This window comes from Roseicitreum antarcticum, from assembly GCF_014681765.1.
GTDB lineage: Bacteria > Pseudomonadota > Alphaproteobacteria > Rhodobacterales > Rhodobacteraceae > Roseicitreum > Roseicitreum antarcticum.
On sequence record NZ_CP061502.1, the window covers coordinates 115,624 to 138,871 of the forward strand.

Sequence of the window (23,248 nt, forward strand, 5' to 3'; positions counted from 1 at the left end):
GCCTCGGGGGAGGGGTGGCGCATCAGATCCGACAAGGGGGAGGACGCCCGCATGGGCATATTACTGGGGCTGATCAGCCTTTTGTCGCGGGCCAACGCAGCCGTACTGGCGCTTGGCCGCGGCATCGGCGTCGCTTGCGTGGCGGTGATGGTGGTGTTCATCCTCATCCAGGTGTTCTTCCGCTATGTGCTGGGCAATGCCCTGCCCTGGAGCGAGGAAGGCGCGCGCTTCCTCATGCTGTGGATGATGGGGCTCATGGCCCCCACCGCATTCCGCCGCGGCGGCTTTGTCTCCATCGACATGGTGGTGCTGATGCTGCCCACCCGGATCGCTGCGATCATCAGCCTTGCCCTTTTGGGTCTGTGCATGGTGGTGCTGATCACAGGCCTTCAGATCGGCTATACGCAGGTCACGGGCTTTGCCGGGCGCTTTACGACCGATGCGTTGTGGCTGCCCGCGAACTTCGCGCTGACCGAATGGTTCAAGGTGCCGCGTGCATGGGCCATGGCCTCGCTGCCCGTGGGGCTGGCGCTGATGCTTTCGGTGAATGTTGAACTGATCTTGCGGTCGCTGGCCACCTTTTTTGGCGCCGAGACCCGCCTGCCGTTGATCGACGGCGGCCAGACGCTGAGGGCTGAATGATGCTGTCACTTTTTCTGCCGCTTTTCCTGGTCTTCCTGTTCCTCGGCCTGCCGGTCGTCTTCGGCCTGATCGCCGCGCCCGGCATCCTTTTGTGGATGAACGGGCAGGAGCGTGACATCGCGCTGCTGTACCGCAACGTCTATCAAGGCATGGACAGCTTCCCCCTGATGGCGATCCCGTTCTTCATGCTGGCGGGTGAGCTGATGAACCGTGGCGGCATCACCTTGCGGCTGGTGGAATTCGCGCAGGCGCTGATGGGCCACCTGCGCGGCGGGCTGGCGCATGTGAACGTGCTGTCCTCGATCCTGTTCGCTGGGCTGTCGGGGTCTGCGGTCGCGGACACCTCGGCGCTGGGGTCGATGCTGATCCCCGCAATGGAGAAACAGGGCTACACCCGCAAATTCGCCGCCGCCATCACCGCCGCCAGTTCGGTGATCGGGCCGATCATCCCGCCATCGGGCATCATGATCATCTATGCCTATGTGATGGGTGAATCCGTCGCGGCCCTGTTCCTTGCGGGCATCGTGCCGGGCCTTTTGATGGGCGGCGGGTTGATGATCATGGTCAAGGTTCTGGCCGATAAATACGACTTTCCCGTTGCCACCCGCCGCCAGACATGGGGCGAAAAGGGGCAGGCCAGCCTGAAGGCCTTCTGGCCGCTGCTGACGCCGATCATCATCATGGGCGGCATTCTGGGCGGGGTCTTCACCCCGACCGAGGCAGCGGCCGTGGCCGTGGGCTATGCCCTCTTCATCGGGTTCTTCGTGCTGCGCACGCTGACCTTGCGCGAATTGCCCGATATCTTGTCACGCGCGGGCATCACATCCGCAGTGGTCTTGCTGTTGGTCGGCGCCGCCATGGCGTTCAAGACGGTTGCCAGCCTTGCGCGCACCCCCGAACAACTGGCCAGCATCATCCTGTCGCTGTCCGACAACCCGCTGATGCTGTTGTTCCTCATCAACATCTTGCTGTTTTTTGTCGGCATGTTCCTTGATGCAGGCCCCGCAATCATCATCCTGGGGCCGATCCTGGGGCCGATCTTCGTGTCGCTGGGCGTCGAACCCGTGCACTTTGCCATGATCATGGCGGTGAACCTGACCGTGGGGTTGGCAACGCCGCCCATGGGACTTGTGTTATTCGTCGCCTCATCGGTGTCGGGCGAGAAGGTGGAAACCATCGCCCGCGCCATCATCCCGTTTCTGCTGGTCGAGGTTATCGTGATCTTCCTGATCACCTATATCCCCGCCATCAGTCTGACCATTCCGCGCCTTGCGGGATTCCTTTGAAGACGCTTGAGAAGACCTTAGGGAGGTATAATATGCTCAAGAATACACTGAAGTCGCTGATGCTGGCGACGCTGCTGACCGGCACCGCCGGGGTGGCATTCGCGCAAGACATCGTGCTGCGCGCCACAGCCACATCGAACACCGATGATGAGGATTACGACGGCCTCGTCGTGTTCAAGAACTATGTCGAGAATGCCTCGAACGGCACCATCGGGGTGGAACTGTTCATCGGCACCCAGCTTTGCACCACGGGCGATGAATGCCTGGCCGGCGTGGCAGACGGGTCCATCGACATCTTCGTGTCCACCTCGGGCGGCGCGGCAGGGATCTTCCCGTATATCCAGGTCCTTGACCTGCCATACCTGATGTCTGACGACCGCATCGCCGAAGAAGTGCTGACCGGCGATTTCGTCCGCTTCATCCGCGACAAGGCGCTGGAAGACAGCGACAACACCATCCGCCTGATGACCGTGGGCAATACCGGCGGCTGGCGCAACTATGCCAACACCGAACGCCGCGTGACCACGCCCGCCGATCTGCAAGGGCTGAAGCTGCGCACCGTTCCCGCCGACCTGCCGCAAGAGCTGGCGCGCGGCCTTGGTGCCTCGCCGACGCCGATCGCATGGCCGGAGCTGTTCACCTCGCTGCAAACCGGCGTTGTGGAAGGCACGGCGAACGGCATCACCGACATCATGAACATGAAGTTCCCCGATGCCGGGCTGAAATACCTGACGCTGGACGGCCACAGCTACATGGGCGCATTCTGGTTCATGAACAACGAACGCTTCATGGGCATGACCGATGAACAGAAAACGGTCATCGTGGACGGCTTTGCCGCGCTGCAACAGGCCACTTTCGCCAGCCCGAAACGCAAGGAAATTCAGGCCTATGCCGATTTCCGCGAAGCCGGTGGCGACATCTACGTCCCCACCCCTGACGAGAAAGAGGCCTTCCGCGAAGCTGCTGCCCCCGTCTTCGACTGGTTCCGCAGCAATGTCGCCTACGGCACCGAAACGCTGGAGGCCTTCACCGTCGCGGTTGAGGCAGCACAAGCCAAGATCGACGCCGAACGCGCCGCAGACATGAACTGATGCAACACCAGGTCCGCGCCTGCCAAGGCGCGGACCACCCCCCCCCATTCCGACGCATTCTTTGGCCAAACCACCCCGTCCCTCATTCCTGAACCGAGGGTATGTTTTGACCTGACAAGGTGTCGCCTGAACCCTGGACCGACCCATCATGCCTATTGCCCTGGCCGACCTTCAACGCTGGTTTCCCGGCATATTACTCAGCGCCACCATCGGGGCGGCGGCGGCATTTCTTGGCAGCCATTACGGCGCGCCGGTCATGTTGTTCGCGCTTCTGCTGGGCATCGCCTTCAACTTTCTGGGTACGGAAAGCGCGTGCAAGCCGGGCATCGACGTCTCATCACGCTTCATGCTGCGGCTGGGGGTGGGGCTTTTGGGCCTGCGCATCGCGCTGGATGACATCGTGGCCTTTGGCCCGCGCTCGGCCCTCATGGTGGCGGGACTGATGGCGCTGACCATCGGCACGGGCTTTGTCGCCGCACGGCTGTTCAACCGGCGCTGGCAGTTTGCGCTGCTGACGGGCGGCGCGGTGGCAATCTGCGGGGCGTCCGCCGCGCTGGCCATCGCCGCCGTGATCCCCGCCGATGAAGAGCATGAGCGCAACACATTGTTCACCGTGATGGCCGTCACGTCGCTGTCCACCGTGGCCATGGTGCTGTACCCGATCCTGTTCACGCTTCTGGGGCTGGACGCCGTGCAAAGCGGCTTTCTCATCGGTGCCACAATCCACGACGTGGCGCAGGTGGTGGGCGCGGGCTATTCGCTGGGCGAGGATGCGGGCAATACCGCCACCATCGTGAAGCTGTTCCGCGTGGCACTGTTGCCGGTGGTGCTGATCGTGATCGTGCTGTCACTGCGCGCCACACATCGTGGCGGCGAGGGGCGCGTGCCCCTTCTGCCGTGGTTCATGGTGCTGTTTCTGGCGCTGTCGGTGCTGACCAGCGTTGTGGCCCTGCCGCAAGCGCTGCTCGATGCGGTCGACACCACCTCGCGCGCGCTTTTGATTACCGCCATCGCCGCACTGGGGGTCAAAACCTCGCTCAAGGCGATGCGTGATGTGGGCGGCGGGCACCTGGCCGTGGTGACGCTGGAAACCGTCGTGTTGCTGTCAGCGGCGGTGGGCCTGATGCTGATCTGGGGCGGGCCGATGGCCGGCTGAGAGCCACCCCCAGGAGCTCCGGCCCTGGCCCTGACCCAGAACCGGACCCGCTCAGAACGGGAAGAACACCGGGATGATCGCCACCGCCACCACCGCAAACAGCACATTCAGCGGCAGCCCAACCACCAGAAAGTCGCGGAACCTGTAGCCGCCCGCGCTATAGACAAAGGTATTGGTCTGATACCCGATGGGCGTGGCAAAACTGGCCGAGGCTGCGAACATCACCGCCATGATGAACGGGCGCGGGTCATAGCCCAGTTCCAGTGCCAGCCCGATGACAATCGGGCCGATGATGATCGCAACCGCGTTGTTCGTCACCATCTCGGTCAGGGTGCTGGTCAACACATACACCGCCGCCAGAATGGCCAGCGGCCCCACACCCGCCACCTGCGCCACCACGGTATCGACAATCAGCCGCGCCGTCCCGGTTTCTTGCATGCCGACGCTGACACCCAGCATGCCAAAGATCAGGAACAGGATGCGCCAGTCGATCGCGTCAAACGCCTCTTCGGGGTCAACGCAGCGTGTCACCATCACCAACACCGCGCCGATCACCGCCAGCCCGGCAATCGGCATCACGTCAAACGCGGCCAGCGCCATCACGCCCACGATCGTCGCAATCGCAATCGGTGCGCGGTTGCGGCGCATCGCGCGTTCGGTGGGGGCGGAAAGGTTGATGATCCCGCCATCCTCCATCAACCGCTGGATGCCTTCGGGCGGGCCTTCCAGCAGCAGCGTATCGGCGAATTGCAGGCGAATGTCGTCGATACGGTCCGAGATATTCTTGTCATTCCGGTGCACCGCCATGACATAGATGCCGTATTTGCGCCGCAGCCGCAGATCGCCCAGCGACGCGCCGCGCAGATGCGAATTCGGGCCGATGCTGGCCTCCATCATCACCGTCGCCTCGGCGGTCACTGCCTCGAACCCCCGGCCCGAAATATCGCGAAATTCCACCTGGCCATTTTCCTTCAGACCCAGAATCTCGCCGGTATCAGTCTTGATGACCACCCGGTCACCCGGCATCAGAACCAGATCCGACAGGCCGCGCCGCATGGACACCTCGCCCCGGATCACGTCCAGAATCCGGCTCTGCGCGGTGTTGAACGGCAGGTCAGACAGTTTTGAGCCGACATATTTGGACCCCGCCGGGATCAGCAAGCGGGCCATGAACTTGCGCTTGCCCTCCTGTCCCATCAACCCCGACAGCGACGACCGGTTGGGCAGCAGGTAGCGCCCGGCAAACATCATGTAGATCAGACCGACGATGCAGAACACCAGCCCCGGCAGCGTCATCTCGAACATCGACAGTGGCGGTTGCCCGGCGTCGCGGGCCACGTCGCTCATCAATATGTTGGTCGAGGTGCCGACCAGCGTCAGCGTCCCGCCAAAGATCGCCGAGAACGACAGCGGGATCAGGACCTTCGACGGGGCCACCCCCACGCTGTTCGCGACCGAGATCATCACCGGCGTCAGCAAGATCACGACCGGCGTGTTGTTCATGAAGGCCGATGCCAGCATCGCCCCCACCATCATGATCAGCATCGCAAGCAGGTAAGACCCCCGCGCCTGCTGCCGCAGCAGATCGCCCAGAATGGCCAGCACCCCGGTGCGTTCCAGCGCAGCCGAGATGATGAACATCATCGCAATGGTGATCGGCGCACTGGAACTGAACACCTCCAGAAAGTCATCGGTCCGGATGATCCCCGTGGCCAGCAACACCGCCGAGGCCCCCAGCGCGATGACCTCTGGCGGGTAGACCTCCTTGAAAAAGCTCACGAAGACGACCAGCAACAGCACGATAACGAAAATCTGATCTATGGACATGTAAGTCCCTTCTTACCCCGGAGTAACCGCCGCACTTAACGAGATAGCAGGTCACAGGTTCAATACAAATCTGGTGCCCGTTTTCATAATTTCCCGATCGTCGTGGGAAGTGCGGTAATTTTCGCCCTGTGGCCTGCGTGTCCTTCCACACCTTCGGTCTATCCGCACAGGACCCGGGCAAAGCGCAACAAACTGACACATGCCGCGTGCTGCGCACCGCGCAAAGTTTGACTTCTGCGCTGGAATATTACCTTTTCAGACGAACCCGAAGTTCTGACAGGATATTGCCATGCGGATCTTGCGCGATGCCATCGTGTCGGCGGTAGCCCTTGTGCTGGCGCTGACAGGCTGGGCGATGTTCTTTCCTGCCGCCCATCCCTACCTTGACCGTGTGGGCATTCTGGCCCCGATGCAGGCGGCAGGCATCCCGCTGGCACAGGCCGAAGCCCCCGCGTCTGGCGGGCGCGGCTTTGGCGGCGGTGCCACCACCGTCATCGCGCGCAGTGTAGGGCTGGCGCGTACCGAAGACCGCGTGACGGCCATCGGGACCGGGCGCGCGCAACGTTCGGTCGTCATCACGCCGCAGGCGTCGGGTCGGCTGGTGGCGCTGCCGGTGCGCCCGGGCACCAAGATCAGCGAAGGCACTGTCATTGCGCAGCTCGACAGCCAGGAAGAACAGATCGCGCTGGACCGCGCCGAGGTGGTGCTGGAAGACGCCCGCCGCAATGCCGAGCGACAGCAACGCCTGCAAGGCAGCGGCGCGATCTCGGACGCGCAGGTGCAATCGGTCGAACTGGCACTGCGCAACGCAGAACTGGGCCTGAGGCAGGCGGAATTCGACCTGCAACGCCGCAGCATCGTGGCACCGTTCGACGGCGCGCTGGGGCTCCTGAATTACGACGTGGGCGATCAGGTCGGCACTGCATCCGACATGACACAACTGGAAGACCGGTCCGTCCTGCTCATCGACTTCTCGGTGCCCGAACGTTTCGTGGGCCAGCTTGATGCAGGCGATCCGGTACAGGTGGCCCCGCTGTCGCGCCCCGATGACAGGTTCACGGGCCATGTTCTGGCCGTGGACAGCCGGGTAGACCCGGCCTCGCGCACGCTGCGGGTGCAGGCGCAGGTCGACAACAGCGCCGACCGTCTGCGCGGCGGCATGGCTTTCTCGATCTCGGTCGCGCTGCCGGGCGAGGAACTGCCGTTGGTCGATCCGCTGGCGATCCAATGGGGCCGCGACGGGCCTTTCGTCTGGGCGCTGGATGACACCGACGCCGTGCAGCAGGTGCGCATCGAGATCGTACAACGCCGCGACACCACCGTTCTGGTACGCGCCGGGCTGCGCGAAGGCGACCGCGTTGTGGTCGAGGGCGTGCAGAACCTGCGCCCCGGCGGCACGGTGTCGCTGCAAGAGATCCGGCCCGCGCCCAGTGCAGAGACCCGCACCGAAACCGGCGCGGCAACGGCCACCACCACCGACGCCCGGCTGTAAGCGCCCCGCACCCGCAGGAGGAACCCGATGTCCACGCCAACCGACAACGACAGCGACGGTGACACGGCATCGGGCCGCCCCGCGACAGGCACACCAGCAGGAACCGACGGAAATTCCTCGAATGACACCACGCGCGCCGAACAGGACACATCGTCCTTGACCGACAGCACCGCGCGCGACATCGCCGACCCCACGACCCCCGATGCGGATACCATCGACGCCTCAACGGCGGGCCAATCAGGCACGGCCCTCTTCGTGCGCCGCCCCATCCTGGCTTTCGTCTTCAGCGCGCTGATCGCCATCGCAGGCCTCGCCGCCCTCTTTGCGGTCGAGGTCCGCGAACTGCCCAACGTCGACCGCCCCGTCGTCACCGTCACCACGAATTTCAACGGCGCGGGCCCCGACACCGTGGACCGCGAGGTTACCAGCCGGATCGAGGGTGCCATGGGCCGCGTTGCCGGCGTGCAGGCACTGTCGTCCAGTTCGCGCTTTGGCCGGTCCCGCGTGGTGGCCGAGTTCTCCGACGACACCGATATCGACGTGGCCGCCACCGACATTCGCGATGCCATCGGACGCATCCGCAACACCCTGCCCGATGACGTCGCCGAACCCCGTATCGTGAAGGCCGACAGCGACGCCGACGCTGTCATGCGCATCTCTGTCACCTCGGCCAGCCGGTCGGTGCAGGACCTGACGCGACTGGTCGAGGATGTGGTCGAAGACCGCCTGATCTCGGCCCCCGGCGTGGCGGATTTGCAGATCTTCGGCGCGCGTGACCCGATCTTCCGCGTCGATATCGACATGCTGGAACTGGCCAGCCGGGGCCTGTCCCTGTCGGAACTGCGCGCGGCCCTCAGCAACGTGTCGTTCGACGTGCCCGCCGGCGCGCTGAATTCCAGCCGTCAGAACATCCAGGTCCGCACCACCGCCGCCGTCAGCACCCCCGCCCAGTTCGAAGCGCTGGTGATCCGCGACGGCATCCGCATGGGCGATGTGGCCCGCGTCAGCCTTGGCCCTGCACCGGGGGAAACCATTTTGCGCGCCAATGACCAGTCGGGGCTGGGGCTGGGCATCATCCGGCAGGCGCAGTCGAACACGCTGGACATTTCCGCCACCGTCACCGGCATCGTGGCAGAGCTGCAAGACATCCTGCCCGATGACGTCAATATCTTCATCACGTCGGACGAGGCGACATTCGTCAGCGGCGCGATCGAAGAGGTGGTCAGCACCCTCGCCCTCGCGCTTCTGATCGTGGTCGCCATCATCTACCTGTTCTTGCGCGACGCCCGCGCCACGCTGATCCCCACAGTTACGCTACCGGTCGCGCTGATCGGCACGCTGGCGGCAATCTGGATCGCGGGGTTCTCGGTCAATATCCTGACGCTGCTGGCGCTGGTGCTGGCCACCGGCATGGTGGTGGATGATGCCATCGTAGTGCTGGAAAACATCGTGCGGCGGCGCGCGCAGGGCATGGGGCCGCGCGCGGCTGCCGTGCTGGGCACCCGGCAGGTTTTCTTTGCCGTTGTCACCACCACCGCCACGCTGGCCGCCGTCTTCATCCCGCTGTCCTTCCTGCCCGGGCAGGCCGGTGGGCTGTTTCGTGAATTTGGCTTCACGCTGGCCATGGCCGTGATGCTGTCATCGGTCGTGGCACTGACGCTGTGCCCGGTTCTGGCCAGCCGCCTGCTGACCGCAACGCCGGACCCCGACCCGCGCGGCCCGCTGGTGTGGCTGGGCAACCGGCTGGCGGGCGCCTATGCCAACGCCTTGCGCGCCGCGCTCGCCATGCCCGGCACGGTCGTCACCCTCGCCGTGGTCTTCGCCGCCACTGCCGCGCTGGGTGCCCTGTCGATCCGGCAGGAACTGACCCCCGCCGAAGATCGCGGCGTCGCCATCCTCAGCCTCAGCGGGCCGCAAGGCGTGGCGCTGGACTATACCGACCGCAAGATGCGCGAGATCGAGGATATCATCGCCCCCTTGCGTGCCTCGGGTGAGATCACGAACCTTTTTGCCATCGCGGGCCTTGGCGGGCAGGAAAACCGGGGCTTCATGGTCATGACGCTGGCACCGTGGGACGCGCGCACCCGCTCGCAAAACGACATCGTGGGCGAAATCAACGCGGGCCTGCGCAATGTCATCGGCGTGCGCGCCTTTGCCATCCAGCCCAATTCGCTGGGCATTCGCGGCGCGGGCCGGGGCCTCAGCTTTGCCGTGGTGGGCAACAGCTATGAGGCCATCGCCGAGCGGGCCGAGGCGCTGGTCGCCGCGATGAGCCAGAACCCCGGTTTCGGGCAGGTCCGGCTGGATTTTGAGACCACCCAGCCCGAACTTTTCATCCAGATCGACCGCGAACGCGCCTCTGATATCGGCGTCGATATCAACGGTCTGGGCGAGGCCTTGCAGGCCGTGCTTGACGGCCGGTCGGTCGGCGATGTGTTCATCGACAACCGCACCTATGACATTCAGATGCTGTCCACCCGCACCCCCGTGCGCGATCCCGGCGATCTGGGGCGCATTCTGGTGCGGTCGGAAAATGGCACCATGGTGCCCATGTCCAGCTTCGTTACCCTGCAAGAACGCGCCACAGCCCCCCAACTGGCGCGCGAAGGGCAGATGCCCTCGGTCGAGATCAGCGCGGGCCTGACAGATGCGCTGGCGCTTGGCCCCGCCATGCAAGAGGCCCAGCGTATCGCCGACGGCGTACTGGACCCGGGCCAGCGCATCGTGCCGCTGGCCGAGGCCGCGTCGCTGGATGAAACCTCCAGCGGGATATTGCTCGTCTTCGGCTTCGCCATTCTGGTGGTTTTTCTGGTGCTGGCCGCGCAGTTCGAAAGCTTCATTTCGGCCATCGTCGTCATGGCCACCGTGCCGCTGGGCCTTGCCTGCGCCATGGTCGCGCTGTGGCTGACGGGAACCAGCCTGAATGTCTATTCGCAGATCGGTCTGGTGCTGCTGGTCGGAATCATGGCGAAAAACGGCATCCTGATCGTCGAATTTGCCAACCAGCTGCGCGATGCGGGCGCGGATGTCTATGACGCGATCTTCCGCGCCTCGACCATCCGGCTGCGCCCGGTGATGATGACCATGACATCCACCGTGCTGGGTGGCGTACCGTTGATCCTGTCCAGCGGCGCGGGCGCCGAGGCGCGTGAGGCATTGGGTTGGGTCGTCGTTGGCGGGCTGGGGCTGGCAACGCTCGCCACGCTGTTCCTGACGCCCGTGGCCTACCTGCTGCTTGCGGGCTTCAGCGCGCCACGCGCCGCGCAGGCTGCCGCGCTGGACCGCGAACTGGTGCAGGCTTCCGCGCGCTGAGGGGCGGGGCAGGCATCAGCCGCGCCGCGATAGGCACGAACGGGCCGATGCGTGCGGGCGCGTCAATCCTCCGGGCGCCTCAGTCCTGCGGCGGTTCCAGCCGCGCGGCGATCCAGCCCATGACCGCCGCTTCCTCTGCTTGCGTCAGAACGCTGACATTCATCAATTGCATGGTGCGGATGCCATGCACCACCAAAAACGCCGCCGTCGCCATGTCGGGGTCGGTGGCGTTGCTGCGGATCAGGTCCAGAAACGCGCGCTCTTGCTGGCGCACGGGTTCCAGGATCGTCGGATCTTCGACCAGCGCCGCCAGCAGGCCCGCCGGCGGACCCGCCTTGGCCGCGCATTCGCGGCGGAACTCGGCCAGGTAGGCGGCGATCACCCCGTCGGGGCGGCCCGTGTTTTCGCCCGCGCGCAACGCAGCTTCCAGCCGGGCCAGATGGTCAGTCACCAACCCCTCCATCAGCGCGGATTTGGATGCGAAATGATACAGCAGCCCGCCCTTCGACACCCCCGCCCGCGCCGCCACCGCATCAAGCGACAGCTTGCCGGGGCCATGTTCGCGCGCCAAATCGCCCGCCGCTGCCAAAATTTTCGCCCGTGTCTGTCCCGTATCGCGCGCCATGCAGCCTGCCCCCTTGACTAAACCGTCTGGACGGTACAGTAACCCGGCGTAAATTGGCAAGCCACCTTGCGCGGCCTGCCCTGCGACACCTTTGCCAACAGGGGGCCGGAATGGTCAAACGCTTGATAATCGCCGTGGTGCTGCTGGGTCTCATCGGGGGCGGGCTGGTCGGCTTCAACCTGTTCCGCGACAAGATGATCACAGACATCTTCGCCAACATGCCGGTGCAACCGCTGCCCGTCAGCACAACCACCGCCACCGAAGGCCCCTGGCAGCCCACGATCAACGGCATCGGCACGGTCAATGCGGGCCAGGGCGTCGACCTCAGCGTCGAGGCGGCGGGCATCATCACCGAGGTCCTGTTCACCGCCAACAGCCGCGTCGAACAGGGCGACCTGCTGCTGCGGCTGGATGACGTGGCACAGCGCAGCGACCTTGCCGTGGCGCAATCGCAGCAAGAGCTCGACACCCTGAACCTGGAGCGCGCGCGCGAACTGCAAAGCCGTGGCATCGGCACCAGCGCCACGCTGGATGCCAACCAGGCGGCGGCCCGCACCTCGGCGGCGCAGGTGGAACGCGCGATGGCGCTGATCGAACAGCGCCAGTTGATCGCACCGTTTTCCGGCACAATCGGCCTGCCGCGTATCGATCTGGGGCAATATGTGCAGCCCGGCAGCATCATCACCACCCTGCAAGACCTTGACGACATGCGGGTGGATTTCAGCCTGCCTGAACAGCAACTGCCGGACCTTTTCATCGGGCAGAAACTGACCGTGCGCGCAGATGGCAGCCCCGACAGTTTCGCGGGCGAAATCACCGGCATCGACCCGCGGGTGAACGCCGCAAGCCGCATGGTGGCCGTGCGCGGGTCCATCGCCAACCCGGGCGGGCAACTGACGCCGGGGCAGTTCGTGCGCATCCGCATCGACCTGCCGCGCGAAGAAGGCGTGATTGCCCTGCCGCAAACCGCCGTGGTGACCAGCCTTTATGGCGATTATGTCTATGCCGTGCGCCCGCGCGAAGATGATTCAGAGGTGCTGGAAGCCCGGCAGATCTTCGTCGACCCCGGTCGCCGTGTCGAAGGCCGGGTCGAGGTGCGGCGCGGCGTGGCGGCGGGCGACATCGTCGTAACCGCAGGTCAGAACCGTCTGACCAATGGCGGGCCGGTGCTGTTGTCAAACGCTGAGGACCCTCAGCCCGAACCCGGCACCGAAGCCACGACCGAACCCACCGCTGACGCTGCCGACACTGCCGGGGCGGCCGCGCAATGAGCCTTTCAGACATCTTCATCAAGCGCCCGGTCCTGTCCACCGTGCTGGGCCTCATGATCCTGCTGGTGGGGCTTCAGGGCCTGTTCGGCCTGCAAATCCGCCAGTATCCTCAGGTGGATGAAACGGTCATCACCATCACCACGGTCTATCCCGGGGCCGCGCCTGACCTGATCCAGGGCTTTGTCACCGCGCCCATCGCGGCGGCGGTCGCCACCACCGAAGGGGTCGACTACGTCACCACGCAGTCGCGCCCCTCCGCGTCGGTCGTGACGGTCAACATGCAGTTGGGCTCGAACCCCGACACCGCGCTGACCGAAGTCATGTCCAAGGTGCAGCAGGTCCGCGCACAACTGCCGCAAGACGCGCAGGACCCCAGCATCGTCAAGGGCACGGGCATGACCTTTGCCACGATGTATCTGGGCGTGAAGAACCCCAACATGACCCCCGAACAGGTCACCGAATACATCGAACGCGTGATCCGCCCGCGCATGTCCACCATCGACGGCGTGGCCGAGGCCCAAGTCATGGGCGCGGCCAGCTATGCCATGCGCATCTGGATCGACCCGGTGCGGCTGGCGGGGCAGGGCCTGACCGCCCTGGATGTGCAGGGCGCCATCAACAGCGCCAACTTCCTGTCCGCGCCCGGGCGCACGCGCAACGAATTCGTGAGCTATTCCATCACCATGGAATCCACCCTGCAAACGCCCGAGGAATTCGGCGCGCTGCCGATTTCCGGCACCGGCGACGCGGTGGTGCGGCTGCGCGACGTGGCCCGCATCGAACTGGCCGCCGAATCCAGCGACATGGTGGTGACCTTCGACGGCGAGCCCGGCACTTTCATCGGGGTCTTCCCCGCGCCCGGCGCCAACCCGCTGGATACCGCCGCCGCCGTGGTGGACGAACTGCCCGCGCTTCAGGCAAGCCTGCCCGATGGCATGACCATCACGCTGGTCTATGACGCGACCGAACAGATCTCGGCGTCGATCACCGAAGTGCTGCGCACCATCATCGAGGCGACGCTGATCGTCGGCATCGTCATCTTGATCTTCATGGGGTCCTTCCGGTCGGTCCTGATGCCGCTGATGGCGATCCCGCTGTCGCTGGTGGGGGTGTTGTTCATCCTTTTCCTGATGGGCTATTCCATCAACCTGCTGACCCTTCTGGCCATGGTGCTGGCCATCGGGCTGGTGGTGGATGACGCGATTATCGTGGTCGAAAACATCCAGCGCCATATCGACGACGGCCTGTCGCCGCGTCAGGCGGCCTTCGTATCGATGAAGGAACTCTTCGGGTCGATCATCGCGATGATGCTGACGTTGATCGCGGTCTTCATGCCGCTGTTTTTCACCGCTGGCCTGACCGGCGCGCTGTTCCGCGAATTTGCGGTGACGCTGGCCGGGGCGGTCTTCATCTCGGGCGTGGTGGCGCTGACGATCTCGCCGATGCTGGCGGCGCGGGTATTGAAAAAAGGCGGGCACAACCGCTTTCAGGGCGCCATTGACCGGGGCTTTCAGCGCGTCGAGGGCTGGTATGAGCGTCGCCTGGCGTCTTCCTTCGATTACCGCCCCGTCACCATGCTGATGGTCGTGGTGCTGGTGGGCGTCACCGGCTACCTGTTCACCAAGACCTCGGGCGAGCTTGCGCCAGAGGAAGATTCCGGTGCGCTCTTCTCGATCATCAGCGCGCCGTCTTATGCGACCATCGACTACACCCGCGGCTATGTCGAAGAAATGCGCGCCCTGACCAGTGAGATACCAGAGGTCGCGACCGACTTTTCCATCGTCGGTTTCGGCGGGGCCACCAATTCGGGCATCATGCTGTGGGCGATGGAGGACTGGGCCGACCGCGACCGCACGCAGGCCCAGATTCAGGGCGACATTCAGGGCCGCATCGGCGGCGTGACAGGGGTGCAGGCCTTCGTCTTCGCGCCCCCTACCCTGCCTGGCGCGGGGGGTGGCTTGCCGATCTCGCTCGTGGTGCAATCCACCGGCGACCCCGCGCAGGTCTATGAGGTGGCCGAGGAAATCCGCGCGCAGGCGCAGGCTTCGGGCCAGTTCATCGTGGTGCAGAACTCGCTCAACTATGATGCAGCCCAGGTTGTCATCACCATCGACCGCGACCGCGCTGCGGCGCTGAACCTGCCCGCGTCCCAGATCGGCGCAGCGCTGAGCCTGCTGGTCGGCGACGGGTCCATCGCGCAGTTCGACCGCGACAGCAACAGCTATGATGTCATCATGCAGGTGCCTGCGGAATACCGCGACAATCCCGAACGGCTGGGCGAATTCTACGTCCGCGCCACCACCGGCGACATGGTGCCGCTGTCGGCGGTGATCACCACCGGGCGCAAGGCCAGTGCCGGCGCGATCGAACAGTTCAACCAGCTCAATTCCGCGACGCTGACCGCGCTGCCGCTGCCGGGCGTGTCCACCGGGCAGGGGCTGGCCACGATCGAGGATATCGCCCGCCCGCTGTTGCCTGACGGCTTTTTCATCGACTATGCCGGGCAATCGCGGCTGGAGAAATCCGAGGGCAGTTCCATCGTGCTCGCCTTCGTGCTTGCAATCGTTGTGATCTATCTGGTGCTGGCCGCGCAGTTTGAAAGCTTCCGTGACCCGTTCATCATCCTGATGTCGGTGCCGCTGGCGATCTTTGGCGTGATCGTGCCGCTGAACCTGGGGCTGGGAACGCTGAACATCTACACGCAGGTGGGGCTGATCACGCTGATCGGCCTGATCACCAAGCACGGCATCTTGCTGGTGGAATTCGCCAACCAGTTGCGGCGCGATCAGGGCCTCAGCCGGGCGGCGGGCATCGTGGCATCTGCCCGCCTGCGGCTGCGCCCGATCTTGATGACCACGCTGGCCACCGCGCTGGGGGTCGTGCCCCTGATGACCGCCGATGGCGCAGGGGCGGCGGCGCGCTTTGCCATGGGGCTGGTGATCTTTTCGGGCATCACTGTGGGGACGCTGTTCACCCTGTTCGTGGTGCCGATGTTCTATACGCTGATCTCGCCGAAAGAGAATGTGGCTGAGGCCGAGGGCCCCGAGGCTGAGGCGCCTGCCGGGGGGCACCCTGAGGGACCGGCAGCCCCCGCCCCCGGCGCCTGAACGGCGCGGCGCGCGGCCGTCCCCGGGCCTTAACCCGCAGGCGGCAGCGCCCCGGCGGCGCCCAGCCGATCCAGCAACGCTGCCCCGTTGCGCCGGATATGCGCGTCCAGCCGTTGCACGGCCAGCGCGGCGTCGTGCTTGACGGCGGCATCGGCGATGGCGCTGTGTTCGGCATCAGCGTCCCGGTCGCCCGTCGCCGCCGCGCCAAGCGCCCGGTCCATCCGGCGGTAACGTTCATGCTGATGGTGCAGCACGTCGCAAAACTGCAAAAGCTGCGGCATCCCGCATTGCACCAGCAGGCTGCGGTGAAACGCGCGATGCACCGCCTCCCATGACTGCGCGAGGCTTTTCTGCGCGAGGTTCTTCTGCCCCGCGTTCCCCTGCGCAAAACTCCCTTGCACAGAGCTCCCTTGCGCGGCCCCCCCTGCCCCGCCGACAGCGCCATCGCCATCGCCATCCCTTGACGTATGCGTCAGCCGGTACAGCGCACCCAGTACGTCACTTTCCCATTTCACCCCGCCCCGTGCGATGGACTGGCGCAACGCCAGCCCCTCCAGTTCGGCGCGCAGCACCGTCACCTCGACCAGATGCGGGCCCGAGACCGGGGCGATCCGGTACCCTCGGTGTTCCTCGAACGTCACCAGCCCGTCGGTAACCAGCTTGCCGATCCCCTCGCGCACCGAAGAGACACTGATCCCGAAGGTCCGCCGCAGTGCATCAAGGTTCAGCTTGCCCCCGGGCGGCAGCGCGCCCGACATGATGTCCTCGCGCACGGCCATTGCCACGCGGCTGGCCAGCGTCTTCTTTGCCGGGGCATCGGCAGCAGCAGGGGATCGGGGCGGGGTCATCACGGCGGCGCGGAGTCCGGGTTGGGAAGGGCTGCCTTTCTTCTGGCACAAAACCACCCCCCTGCAAAGCGCCGCACAGCCGGTTGCAGCGGGCGGCATTTGCGCGCAAGACTTGCGGCCAAACCCAAACCCAGGAGGCCCCGCCATGACCGTCACCCACAGCGACTTTGGAACCCATGACGGTCGGCCCGTCGGGCTCTGGACTGTTACGGCACAAACCGCGCTGGGGCAGGTCGCATTCTGCGTCACCGATTTCGGTGCCACGCTGCAACGCGTCACCCTGCCCGATGCGCGGGGCAACCCCACGGACATCGCGCTGGGATATGACACGCTGGCGGAATACGCCACCGGGGGCAGCTATTTCGGCGCCATTGCCGGGCGCTATGCCAACCGCATCCGGGGTGGGCACTGCACCGTCGCGGGCGCAGAGCTGCACCTGACCCCGAATGAGGGCGCAAACCACCTGCACGGCGGGCCTGAGGGCTTTCACCGCCAGATATGGGACGCCACCCCCTTGCCCGATGGTGACGGCGTGGCGCTGCACCTGATTTCGCCTGATGGCGACATGGGCTATCCCGGCACGCTCAGCCTGTCGGTCACCTACCGCATCACCGACACCGGCGCACTGCATGTCGAGATGACGGGCACCACCGACCGCCCGACGCTGTGCAACCCCGCGCAGCACAGCCTTTGGAACCTTGGCGGCCATGCAGGCGCGCCGGTGACGGACCATATCGCGCACCTGTCGGCCGGCTTCTATACGCCGGTGGATGCAGGCCTGATCCCTACGGGTGAGGTTGCAAGCGTCCTGGACACCCCGTTCGATTTCCGCGCCGCCAAACCCATCGGGCGTGACCTGATGGCCGCATCCGACATCGGCTATGACCATAATTTCGTGCTGGGGCTGCCCGGGGCCGACGGGCTGCGCGATTGCGCGCGCGTCCTGTGTCCTGCCAACGGGCTGGGCGTGGTGCTGCGCACGACAGAGCCCGGCGTACAATTCTATACCGGCGGGCATATGGGTGCAGACAGCCCGGGCAAGGACGGCGCCCGCTATGGCCCCTTCAGCGGCTTTGCACTGGAAACGCAGAAATTCCCCGACAGCCCGAACCTCGCGCATTTCCCACAAGCCACGCTGATGCCCGATGCACGCTACCACCACCGCATGACGTTCGATTTCTTCCATGAGGGGTAAGAGGTCAGGGATCGCCTGCGGCCAACAGACGGGATGAATGTGAGACAGCTTGACGCGCGCCTTGGCGGGCGGTCACATCGTTGTCAGCGCGTCACCAATGTCGGCCCGGGCAGCGGCGCCTGGGCGGCGTTGGTGATGGTAGAAGCAGGCACCCAGCGCCAAAGCCAGGGGCGATGCATGATCGCAGTCGCCCTGCCCTGCGCAGCAACGGATCAGGCAAGCGCCGCCCGTCATCCCACACCCACCACATTGACCCGCCGCACACCGGGGTCGGTGCGCGACAGCGCCGCCAGCACCTTTCCCGCCAGATGGGTCTGCACGAAGGTCGCGACAAACTGTGACGGGGCCAGCAATGTCACTGCGCCGGGTGGTGCAGGATTGGCCGCATCGGGGGGCAACTCGACCAGTTGGGCAAACCACGCATGATAGGTTGCCGGATTATCCTGCGCCAGCCACGCGGCGGCGGCGGCCCAACGGGAACCGTCAGCATTCTGCGCCACACGCGGCCGCAGCGGCACCACATTGCCCCCGGAACTGGGATCCGTCTTCGCCGCGTTTTCGGATTCCCCCTCGGGCGCAAGCATCCGTGCTTCGAAATCGGGGCCGACGCTGGGCCAGTGGGGTCGGCTGTCCGACAGGATTTGCGCCAGATCCACGCGGTGTTCGGCCACCCTGCCCCGCGCTGCGGGGCGGTGGACTTCGATCCAGCCAAGTGCGCGCATCTGCGCCAACTCGCGTTTCGCGGTGCGCTCCGTAACACCCCACAGCCGCGCGATCTCCCGCTGTCCTACACTGAACGTGCCGCTGCGCCAGCTGAACCGCGCGGTCATCAGCAGCGAAAGCCGCAGCGCCAGCCGCCCCCGTGTGCCGTCGCCTTGCGCTGCCACCACCAGAAGCGCGGTCAGAATGTCGTATTTGACGACCCCGGCATTGTGCCCCGTTGCGTGTTTGACCTGCATGCCCGTTCCCTGCCGACCCCGCCCCTGCGCGTCCGGGCCACGCTGTTGCGCCCGGGATTCGCCTGGTGCCGGGGGTTTCACCCGCTGTATCGCGTCTTGGTGGCCCGGTGTTATGTCCCCGGCGCTCTCTCCGCAACGCTATTCCCAACCTCAGACTGATTAGCGTTTGAAATGGGCAGGATGTCAAGGATTCGTGTTTCAGGACCGGCTTGCCTGAACCACTCAGAATGAAAGATTTGGTTAGTATTGGTATAAGGGGTCAGCCTGTATGTCACCCCAAATCGGCGAAATGTCCCCTCAACCAGCGGTATGACCGTCTGCGTGTCCCCCTAAATACGGGTGGCGCGCGCCCGATTCGCCGCCGGGACCGATTCGCGCGCCTATTGTCCGCCACCCCCCGGTTTTCCTTTGGGATTTCCCCTGTGTTGCCGCAAAACCTTATCCGCGGATAAGGTTTGTCCAAGTCTGAAACATCTCGACATCAAAGTCAAAATAAGCGTAAATGCAGAAATCCAGATTTTTAACGTCCGAGGACCTGAAATGCTCTCTCATGCCGATTTGCGCGACATCCACGCCCGGTCCCTCAAGATGCAGGGCTGGATCCGGCAACAGACCTTCTCGCCCGAGAATGTGAAGACCCTGCGGCGGTTTTCCTCGTGGGAGGTTGCCGAACTGATCCTGGGCATGAACCAGTCCACCTTCCGCGGGAGGATGGCCGCCGACCCGACCTTACCCGCGGGTAAGGTCGAGCCTGACGGCCGCCAGCGCTGGTTCACCCTTGAAGAGGTCAACATCTTGCGGCGCAAGCTGAAGGTGAAGGGCAAGCCGCTGATGCCCGCCCGTCCCCGCGGCCGCGCCTTCCGCACGGCCATCGCCAACTTCAAGGGTGGCGCGGGCAAGTCCACCGTGGCGCTGCACTTCGCCCATGCCGCCGCCCTCGACGGCTACCGCGTGCTGTGCGTCGACTTCGACCCGCAGGCCACGCTGTCGCATTCGATGGGCCTGACCGATGTCAGCGAGGAACAGACCGTCTGGGGTATCATGGCCCGCGACCTTGTGCGCGAGACCGAAGCGATGAACGCCACCCCTACTGCCGCCGCGTCGCGCACCAGCCTGCCCCGCCGGACTATCCCGGCCTCGATCACCGACCTTGGGCTTCAGAACCTGCGCCTCAGTGACTTCATTCAGCCGACCAACTGGCCGACGATCGACATCATCCCGTCGTGCGCCAATGCGGCCTTCGTAGAGTTCGCCAGCGCCCAGTACCGGCACCTGAACCCCGAATGGTCGTTCTTCGCGGCCGTGTCGCGCTACCTCGACCAGCTGCCTGATGACCAGTGGGACCTGATCATTTTCGACTGCCCGCCCGCCATCGGCTACCAGTCGATGAACGCGGTGTTCGCCGCGGATATGCTCTACATCCCGTCCGGACCCGGGTACTGGGAATACGACAGCACCACCTCGTTCATCGGGCAATTGTCCGAGGCGCTGGAGGATCTGGCGCATGGTTTCACCGGGGCGATGCCCGACGGCAACATCAGCCTGCCGAAGCAATTCGTCGACATCCGGTTTCTGCTGACGCGGTTTGAGCCGGGCAACGATCTGCACCGTGCGATGTATGATGCCTTTGGTAAGGTGTTTGGCGATAAACTGGCTCAGCATCCCGTCGAGATGACGCGCGCGGTGGAGCAATCGGGGCGGTTCCTCGCGTCGGTCTACGAGATGGATTACCGCGACATGACGCGGGAGACATGGCGGCGTGCGCGGGGCAGTTTCGATCAGGCCTATGTGGAATTCCGGTCGACCATGCTGCCCGCCTGGGAAGCGATGGTTGCCGACCCCGCCGCCCATACTGACACCGACACGGCACCGACCGCCGCCGACACCAACGCCTGAAACCTTATCCGCGGATAAGGTTTCGCCCAAAGACAGAAGGGCCGCACCATGAGCCGTAAACGATCCATCTTCGATATCGACATCCCCGATGACCTCGCAACCCCGGTCGTTCCTGACCCCGACACCCTGCCCGATGTCGCGCCGCGGCGCGGTCCGATGGCCAGCGCCATCTCGGAGAACGCGGCCGCCTTGCAGGCCCGCGCCGATGCCGCCGCCGCGATCCGCGCCGAGAACGATGCGCTGGCGCATGAGTTGGTCGCGCTGCGCGAGGCCGGTCATGTGGTGGAAGACCTGGCGTTGGATCAGGTCTTTACCCGCCTGTTGATGCGGGACCGCCTGCCCGGCGAAGATTTTGAGTTGGCGGAGTTGGTCACTTCGATCCGTGAGGTTGGGCTGTCCAACCCGATCCGCGTGGTCACCCGGCCCGATGGCACGGGGTATGAACTGATCCAGGGCTACCGCCGCCTGAGCGCCTATCGCGCGCTGCTGGAGGAAACCGGCGATGCGTCCTGGGGGCAGATCCCGGCGCTGATCCTTCCCCACGGGGAAGATATCTCGGGCCTGTACCGTCGCATGGTGGATGAGAATATTGTGCGCAAGGACCTGTCCTTTGCCGAGATGGCGACGGCTGCGCTGCATTATGCCGCCGATCCCGCAACCGATGCGCATGACCTGAAGGGCGCTGTGGGCAAGCTGTTCCAGTCCGCGCCGTATTCCAAGCGCAGCTACATCCGTGCCTTTGCCCGGCTGCTGGAGGTGCTGGGCCCGACGTTGATGTACCCGACCGAGATCCCGCGTGCCCTGGGTGTCAACGTCGTGCGGGCGATTGATGAAGAGCCTGATCTGGTGCGGCAGATCAAATCTGATCTGCACGATTGGGACACGCGGTCGATCAGCGATGAGTTGAATGTGCTGCGCCGCTATTCGGATCTGGACGCGCTGGATATGGAGGCGACGGTCCCGGCGGGCAGCACGGCGCCGCGCAAACCAGCGGCGCAGAAGGTTAACCCGGCACGTACGAAGACGACATTCGACGTGCGGACGCGGGCGGGCCGCGTGCGCTGCACCGCCGGGGTAGGGCGGTTGGAGATCAAGCTGGACCGCGATTTCTCGGCCATGGACCGGGGCCAGTTGGAGCGCGCCATTGCGTCGCTGATCGACGGAATGAGCTGAAACCTTATCCGCGGATAAGGTTTCGCGGGCGGGCTTCCGGATCCTGGAAGTCGGGACCCAGGTCGTATTGAAACCCCCGGACAGGCTGAATGCTTGTCCGGGGGTTTTTTCATGCGCGGCGCTGTGTGGCGTGGCTGATCTGGGCGTGTGCGCCGGTACTGCGATGTCGGGTGTTGGGGTAGGGCACCCTTATCTGCGGATAAGGTTTGCGCGGGGTATGCCGGGTGGTGAGTTGTGCGGCGATGTCTGGTGATGTGTTTTGCGGCGCGGGGCTGTCTTGCGCGGTCCGGTAAAGGCGCGTGTCCTGAGGCCGGTGCGCGCCCGTGTGCTGTTCCTTGCGCGCGGCGCGCGAAGCCGCGCAGGCGCTCTGTGGCGCTGCGGTGTGGCTTGCGTGGCCGGGGCGCGCCGACCTTATCCGCGGATAAGGTTTGACCTTGCGTCGGATTGGCCGCGGTGCGGCGGTGCCCCGGTCGGCTGAGGTGATCGGCCGGGCCGGGGCGGATTGGTGTGGTGTGCCTGAGGCGCGGAAACCTTATCCGCAGGTAAGGTCTTGTCCGCGCCTGCGGTCTGCGCTTCAGCCCACGGCGGCGGTCACGATGATCTCGACCCGGTAGTCGGGGGTGGCCAGCTTCCCCTCGGACGTGGCGCGGGCGGGCGGGTTGGCGGGATCAACCCAGGCATCCCACACCGCGTTCATCGCGGCGAAATCGGCCATGTCGGCCAGCCAGATGGTGGCGTTCAGGATGCGGGCCTTGGATGACCCGGCCTCCAGCAGCAGGGCGTCGATCTGGTCCAGGATGGCGTGGGTCTGTGCCGTGGCGTCGGCCCCGGGGGCGCCGACCTGTCCGGCCAGCCAGACGGTGCCGTTGTGAATGACCGCCTGCGCCATGCGCGGGCCGGGGTGAAGACGGGTGATGACAGTCATGCGCGGGTCCTTTGGGGTTGGAGTGTCGGTCGCACTTCATCGCCCGGAACCCGCGCCGCGGCAAGGCCGGTTCGCGATGGTTGGGGTGGCTGTGTGGCGGCGTGGCAAATCCTGTCGCGGATAAGGTTGAGCGGCGCGGCGTGAAGGCTGCACCGCGACCGTCGCGGGCTTATGCGGCGCGCTGAAGTGTGGTGGCTTGCACCTCAGGGCCTGAGACATCCGCAGGGCTGCGGTCAGGGAAGGTGCGTCACCGGGGCAGGGCGCGCGGGACAAACCTTATCCCGGATAAGGTTTCAGGGCAGATCAGGGTGGATTTGCAATTTAATAGGTCGCCAATAAACGACCGTTTTTATATGGATGCAAAGGTTTGCGCTGTGATCTTGTGCAGCGCTAATCCCTTGGTTCCTGCGCTTTCTCCATAACTACAGCGAATGCACCAGACA

General features: G+C 65.0%; 16 protein-coding genes. 11 read left to right on the top strand and 5 right to left on the bottom strand.

Annotation, left to right across the window (positions count from 1 at the left end; genetic code table 11):
• Positions 1–51 precede the first annotated feature (51 nt).
• From H9529_RS19100 to H9529_RS19115, 4 genes are all read left to right on the top strand, one after another.
• Positions 52–642 carry a TRAP transporter small permease gene (locus tag H9529_RS19100; RefSeq protein WP_092889002.1) on the top strand — a complete coding sequence of 197 codons (591 nt, stop codon included), beginning with the start codon at positions 52–54 and terminating at the stop codon, positions 640–642.
• Positions 642–1,928 carry a TRAP transporter large permease gene (locus tag H9529_RS19105; protein ID WP_092888999.1) on the top strand — a complete coding sequence of 429 codons (1,287 nt, stop codon included), beginning with the start codon at positions 642–644 and terminating at the stop codon, positions 1,926–1,928. The genes H9529_RS19100 and H9529_RS19105 overlap by 1 nt, the downstream gene beginning before the upstream one ends.
• Positions 1,929–1,960: 32 nt before the next feature.
• Positions 1,961–3,019 (top strand): TRAP transporter substrate-binding protein, encoded by a 1,059-nt coding sequence (locus tag H9529_RS19110; RefSeq protein ID WP_092888996.1) that lies wholly within the window; start codon positions 1,961–1,963, stop codon positions 3,017–3,019.
• Between the two features lie 148 nt (positions 3,020–3,167).
• On the top strand, positions 3,168–4,175 hold the full coding sequence (locus H9529_RS19115; RefSeq protein ID WP_092888993.1) for a YeiH family protein: 1,008 nt from the start codon (positions 3,168–3,170) through the stop codon (positions 4,173–4,175).
• A 51-nt stretch (positions 4,176–4,226) separates the two neighbouring features.
• On the opposite strand, the gene H9529_RS19120 is transcribed toward H9529_RS19115, so the two are convergent.
• On the bottom strand, positions 4,227–6,002 hold the full coding sequence (locus tag H9529_RS19120) for an SLC13 family permease (protein WP_092888990.1): 1,776 nt from the start codon (positions 6,000–6,002) through the stop codon (positions 4,227–4,229).
• 289 nt (positions 6,003–6,291) lie between these two features.
• On the opposite strand from H9529_RS19120, the gene H9529_RS19125 reads away from it, so the two are divergent.
• Positions 6,292–7,494, top strand: coding sequence for an efflux RND transporter periplasmic adaptor subunit (locus H9529_RS19125; protein ID WP_092888987.1), 1,203 nt, complete (start codon positions 6,292–6,294; stop codon positions 7,492–7,494).
• Between the two features lie 27 nt (positions 7,495–7,521).
• Positions 7,522–10,806: an efflux RND transporter permease subunit gene (locus H9529_RS19130; protein WP_092888984.1), complete on the top strand. Its 3,285-nt coding sequence runs from the start codon at positions 7,522–7,524 to the stop codon at positions 10,804–10,806.
• Between the two features lie 79 nt (positions 10,807–10,885).
• Here H9529_RS19130 and H9529_RS19135 read toward each other — a convergent pair whose 3' ends face one another.
• A complete protein-coding gene (locus H9529_RS19135; RefSeq protein WP_092888981.1) occupies positions 10,886–11,431 on the bottom strand; it encodes a TetR/AcrR family transcriptional regulator in 546 nt (181 codons plus the stop codon).
• Positions 11,432–11,541: 110 nt separating this feature from the next.
• Here H9529_RS19135 and H9529_RS19140 point away from each other — a divergent pair, with 110 nt between their 5' ends.
• Both H9529_RS19140 and H9529_RS19145 read left to right on the top strand, forming a co-directional pair.
• Positions 11,542–12,702, top strand: coding sequence for an efflux RND transporter periplasmic adaptor subunit (locus H9529_RS19140; RefSeq protein ID WP_092888977.1), 1,161 nt, complete (start codon positions 11,542–11,544; stop codon positions 12,700–12,702).
• Positions 12,699–15,809 carry an efflux RND transporter permease subunit gene (locus H9529_RS19145; protein ID WP_092888974.1) on the top strand — a complete coding sequence of 1,037 codons (3,111 nt, stop codon included), beginning with the start codon at positions 12,699–12,701 and terminating at the stop codon, positions 15,807–15,809. Before H9529_RS19140 ends, H9529_RS19145 begins: the two co-directional genes overlap by 4 nt.
• Positions 15,810–15,838: 29 nt before the next feature.
• On the opposite strand, the gene H9529_RS19150 is transcribed toward H9529_RS19145, so the two are convergent.
• Positions 15,839–16,657 carry a GntR family transcriptional regulator gene (locus tag H9529_RS19150; RefSeq protein WP_176847082.1) on the bottom strand — a complete coding sequence of 273 codons (819 nt, stop codon included), beginning with the start codon at positions 16,655–16,657 and terminating at the stop codon, positions 15,839–15,841.
• Between the two features lie 145 nt (positions 16,658–16,802).
• Here H9529_RS19150 and H9529_RS19155 point away from each other — a divergent pair, with 145 nt between their 5' ends.
• Entirely contained in the window at positions 16,803–17,852 is a 1,050-nt protein-coding gene (locus H9529_RS19155; RefSeq protein WP_176847080.1) for an aldose epimerase family protein, read from the top strand.
• Between the two features lie 230 nt (positions 17,853–18,082).
• Here H9529_RS19155 and H9529_RS19160 read toward each other — a convergent pair whose 3' ends face one another.
• Positions 18,083–18,811 (bottom strand): hypothetical protein, encoded by a 729-nt coding sequence (locus tag H9529_RS19160; protein WP_092888968.1) that lies wholly within the window; start codon positions 18,809–18,811, stop codon positions 18,083–18,085.
• 540 nt (positions 18,812–19,351) lie between these two features.
• Here H9529_RS19160 and H9529_RS19165 point away from each other — a divergent pair.
• Together H9529_RS19165 and H9529_RS19170 are read left to right on the top strand one after the other, a co-directional pair.
• Positions 19,352–20,707: an AAA family ATPase gene (locus H9529_RS19165; protein ID WP_092888965.1), complete on the top strand. Its 1,356-nt coding sequence runs from the start codon at positions 19,352–19,354 to the stop codon at positions 20,705–20,707.
• A 48-nt stretch (positions 20,708–20,755) separates the two neighbouring features.
• The gene (locus H9529_RS19170) at positions 20,756–21,880 is read left to right on the top strand and encodes a ParB/RepB/Spo0J family partition protein (RefSeq protein WP_092888962.1); all 1,125 of its coding nucleotides are present in this window, start codon (positions 20,756–20,758) and stop codon (positions 21,878–21,880) included.
• A gap of 574 nt (positions 21,881–22,454) precedes the next feature.
• Here the strand turns inward: H9529_RS19170 and H9529_RS19175 are convergent.
• Positions 22,455–22,805: a RidA family protein gene (locus H9529_RS19175; protein WP_092888959.1), complete on the bottom strand. Its 351-nt coding sequence runs from the start codon at positions 22,803–22,805 to the stop codon at positions 22,455–22,457.
• Positions 22,806–23,248: the final 443 nt, after the last annotated feature.

What these genes read in the sequence shown, in the direction of transcription:
- H9529_RS19165 (WP_092888965.1), top strand. Translation starts at nt 19,352, where the DNA reads ATGCTCTCTCATGCCGATTTGCGCGACATCCACGCCCGGTCCCTCAAG.
- H9529_RS19160 (WP_092888968.1), bottom strand. Translation starts at nt 18,811, where the DNA reads ATGCAGGTCAAACACGCAACGGGGCACAATGCCGGGGTCGTCAAATAC.
- H9529_RS19130 (WP_092888984.1), top strand. Translation starts at nt 7,522, where the DNA reads ATGTCCACGCCAACCGACAACGACAGCGACGGTGACACGGCATCGGGC.
- H9529_RS19175 (WP_092888959.1), bottom strand. Translation starts at nt 22,805, where the DNA reads ATGACTGTCATCACCCGTCTTCACCCCGGCCCGCGCATGGCGCAGGCG.
- H9529_RS19120 (WP_092888990.1), bottom strand. Translation starts at nt 6,002, where the DNA reads ATGTCCATAGATCAGATTTTCGTTATCGTGCTGTTGCTGGTCGTCTTC.
- H9529_RS19145 (WP_092888974.1), top strand. Translation starts at nt 12,699, where the DNA reads ATGAGCCTTTCAGACATCTTCATCAAGCGCCCGGTCCTGTCCACCGTG.
- H9529_RS19150 (WP_176847082.1), bottom strand. Translation starts at nt 16,657, where the DNA reads ATGACCCCGCCCCGATCCCCTGCTGCTGCCGATGCCCCGGCAAAGAAG.
- H9529_RS19110 (WP_092888996.1), top strand. Translation starts at nt 1,961, where the DNA reads ATGCTCAAGAATACACTGAAGTCGCTGATGCTGGCGACGCTGCTGACC.
- H9529_RS19100 (WP_092889002.1), top strand. Translation starts at nt 52, where the DNA reads ATGGGCATATTACTGGGGCTGATCAGCCTTTTGTCGCGGGCCAACGCA.
- H9529_RS19155 (WP_176847080.1), top strand. Translation starts at nt 16,803, where the DNA reads ATGACCGTCACCCACAGCGACTTTGGAACCCATGACGGTCGGCCCGTC.
- H9529_RS19115 (WP_092888993.1), top strand. Translation starts at nt 3,168, where the DNA reads ATGCCTATTGCCCTGGCCGACCTTCAACGCTGGTTTCCCGGCATATTA.
- H9529_RS19140 (WP_092888977.1), top strand. Translation starts at nt 11,542, where the DNA reads ATGGTCAAACGCTTGATAATCGCCGTGGTGCTGCTGGGTCTCATCGGG.
- H9529_RS19105 (WP_092888999.1), top strand. Translation starts at nt 642, where the DNA reads ATGCTGTCACTTTTTCTGCCGCTTTTCCTGGTCTTCCTGTTCCTCGGC.
- H9529_RS19135 (WP_092888981.1), bottom strand. Translation starts at nt 11,431, where the DNA reads ATGGCGCGCGATACGGGACAGACACGGGCGAAAATTTTGGCAGCGGCG.
- H9529_RS19125 (WP_092888987.1), top strand. Translation starts at nt 6,292, where the DNA reads ATGCGGATCTTGCGCGATGCCATCGTGTCGGCGGTAGCCCTTGTGCTG.
- H9529_RS19170 (WP_092888962.1), top strand. Translation starts at nt 20,756, where the DNA reads ATGAGCCGTAAACGATCCATCTTCGATATCGACATCCCCGATGACCTC.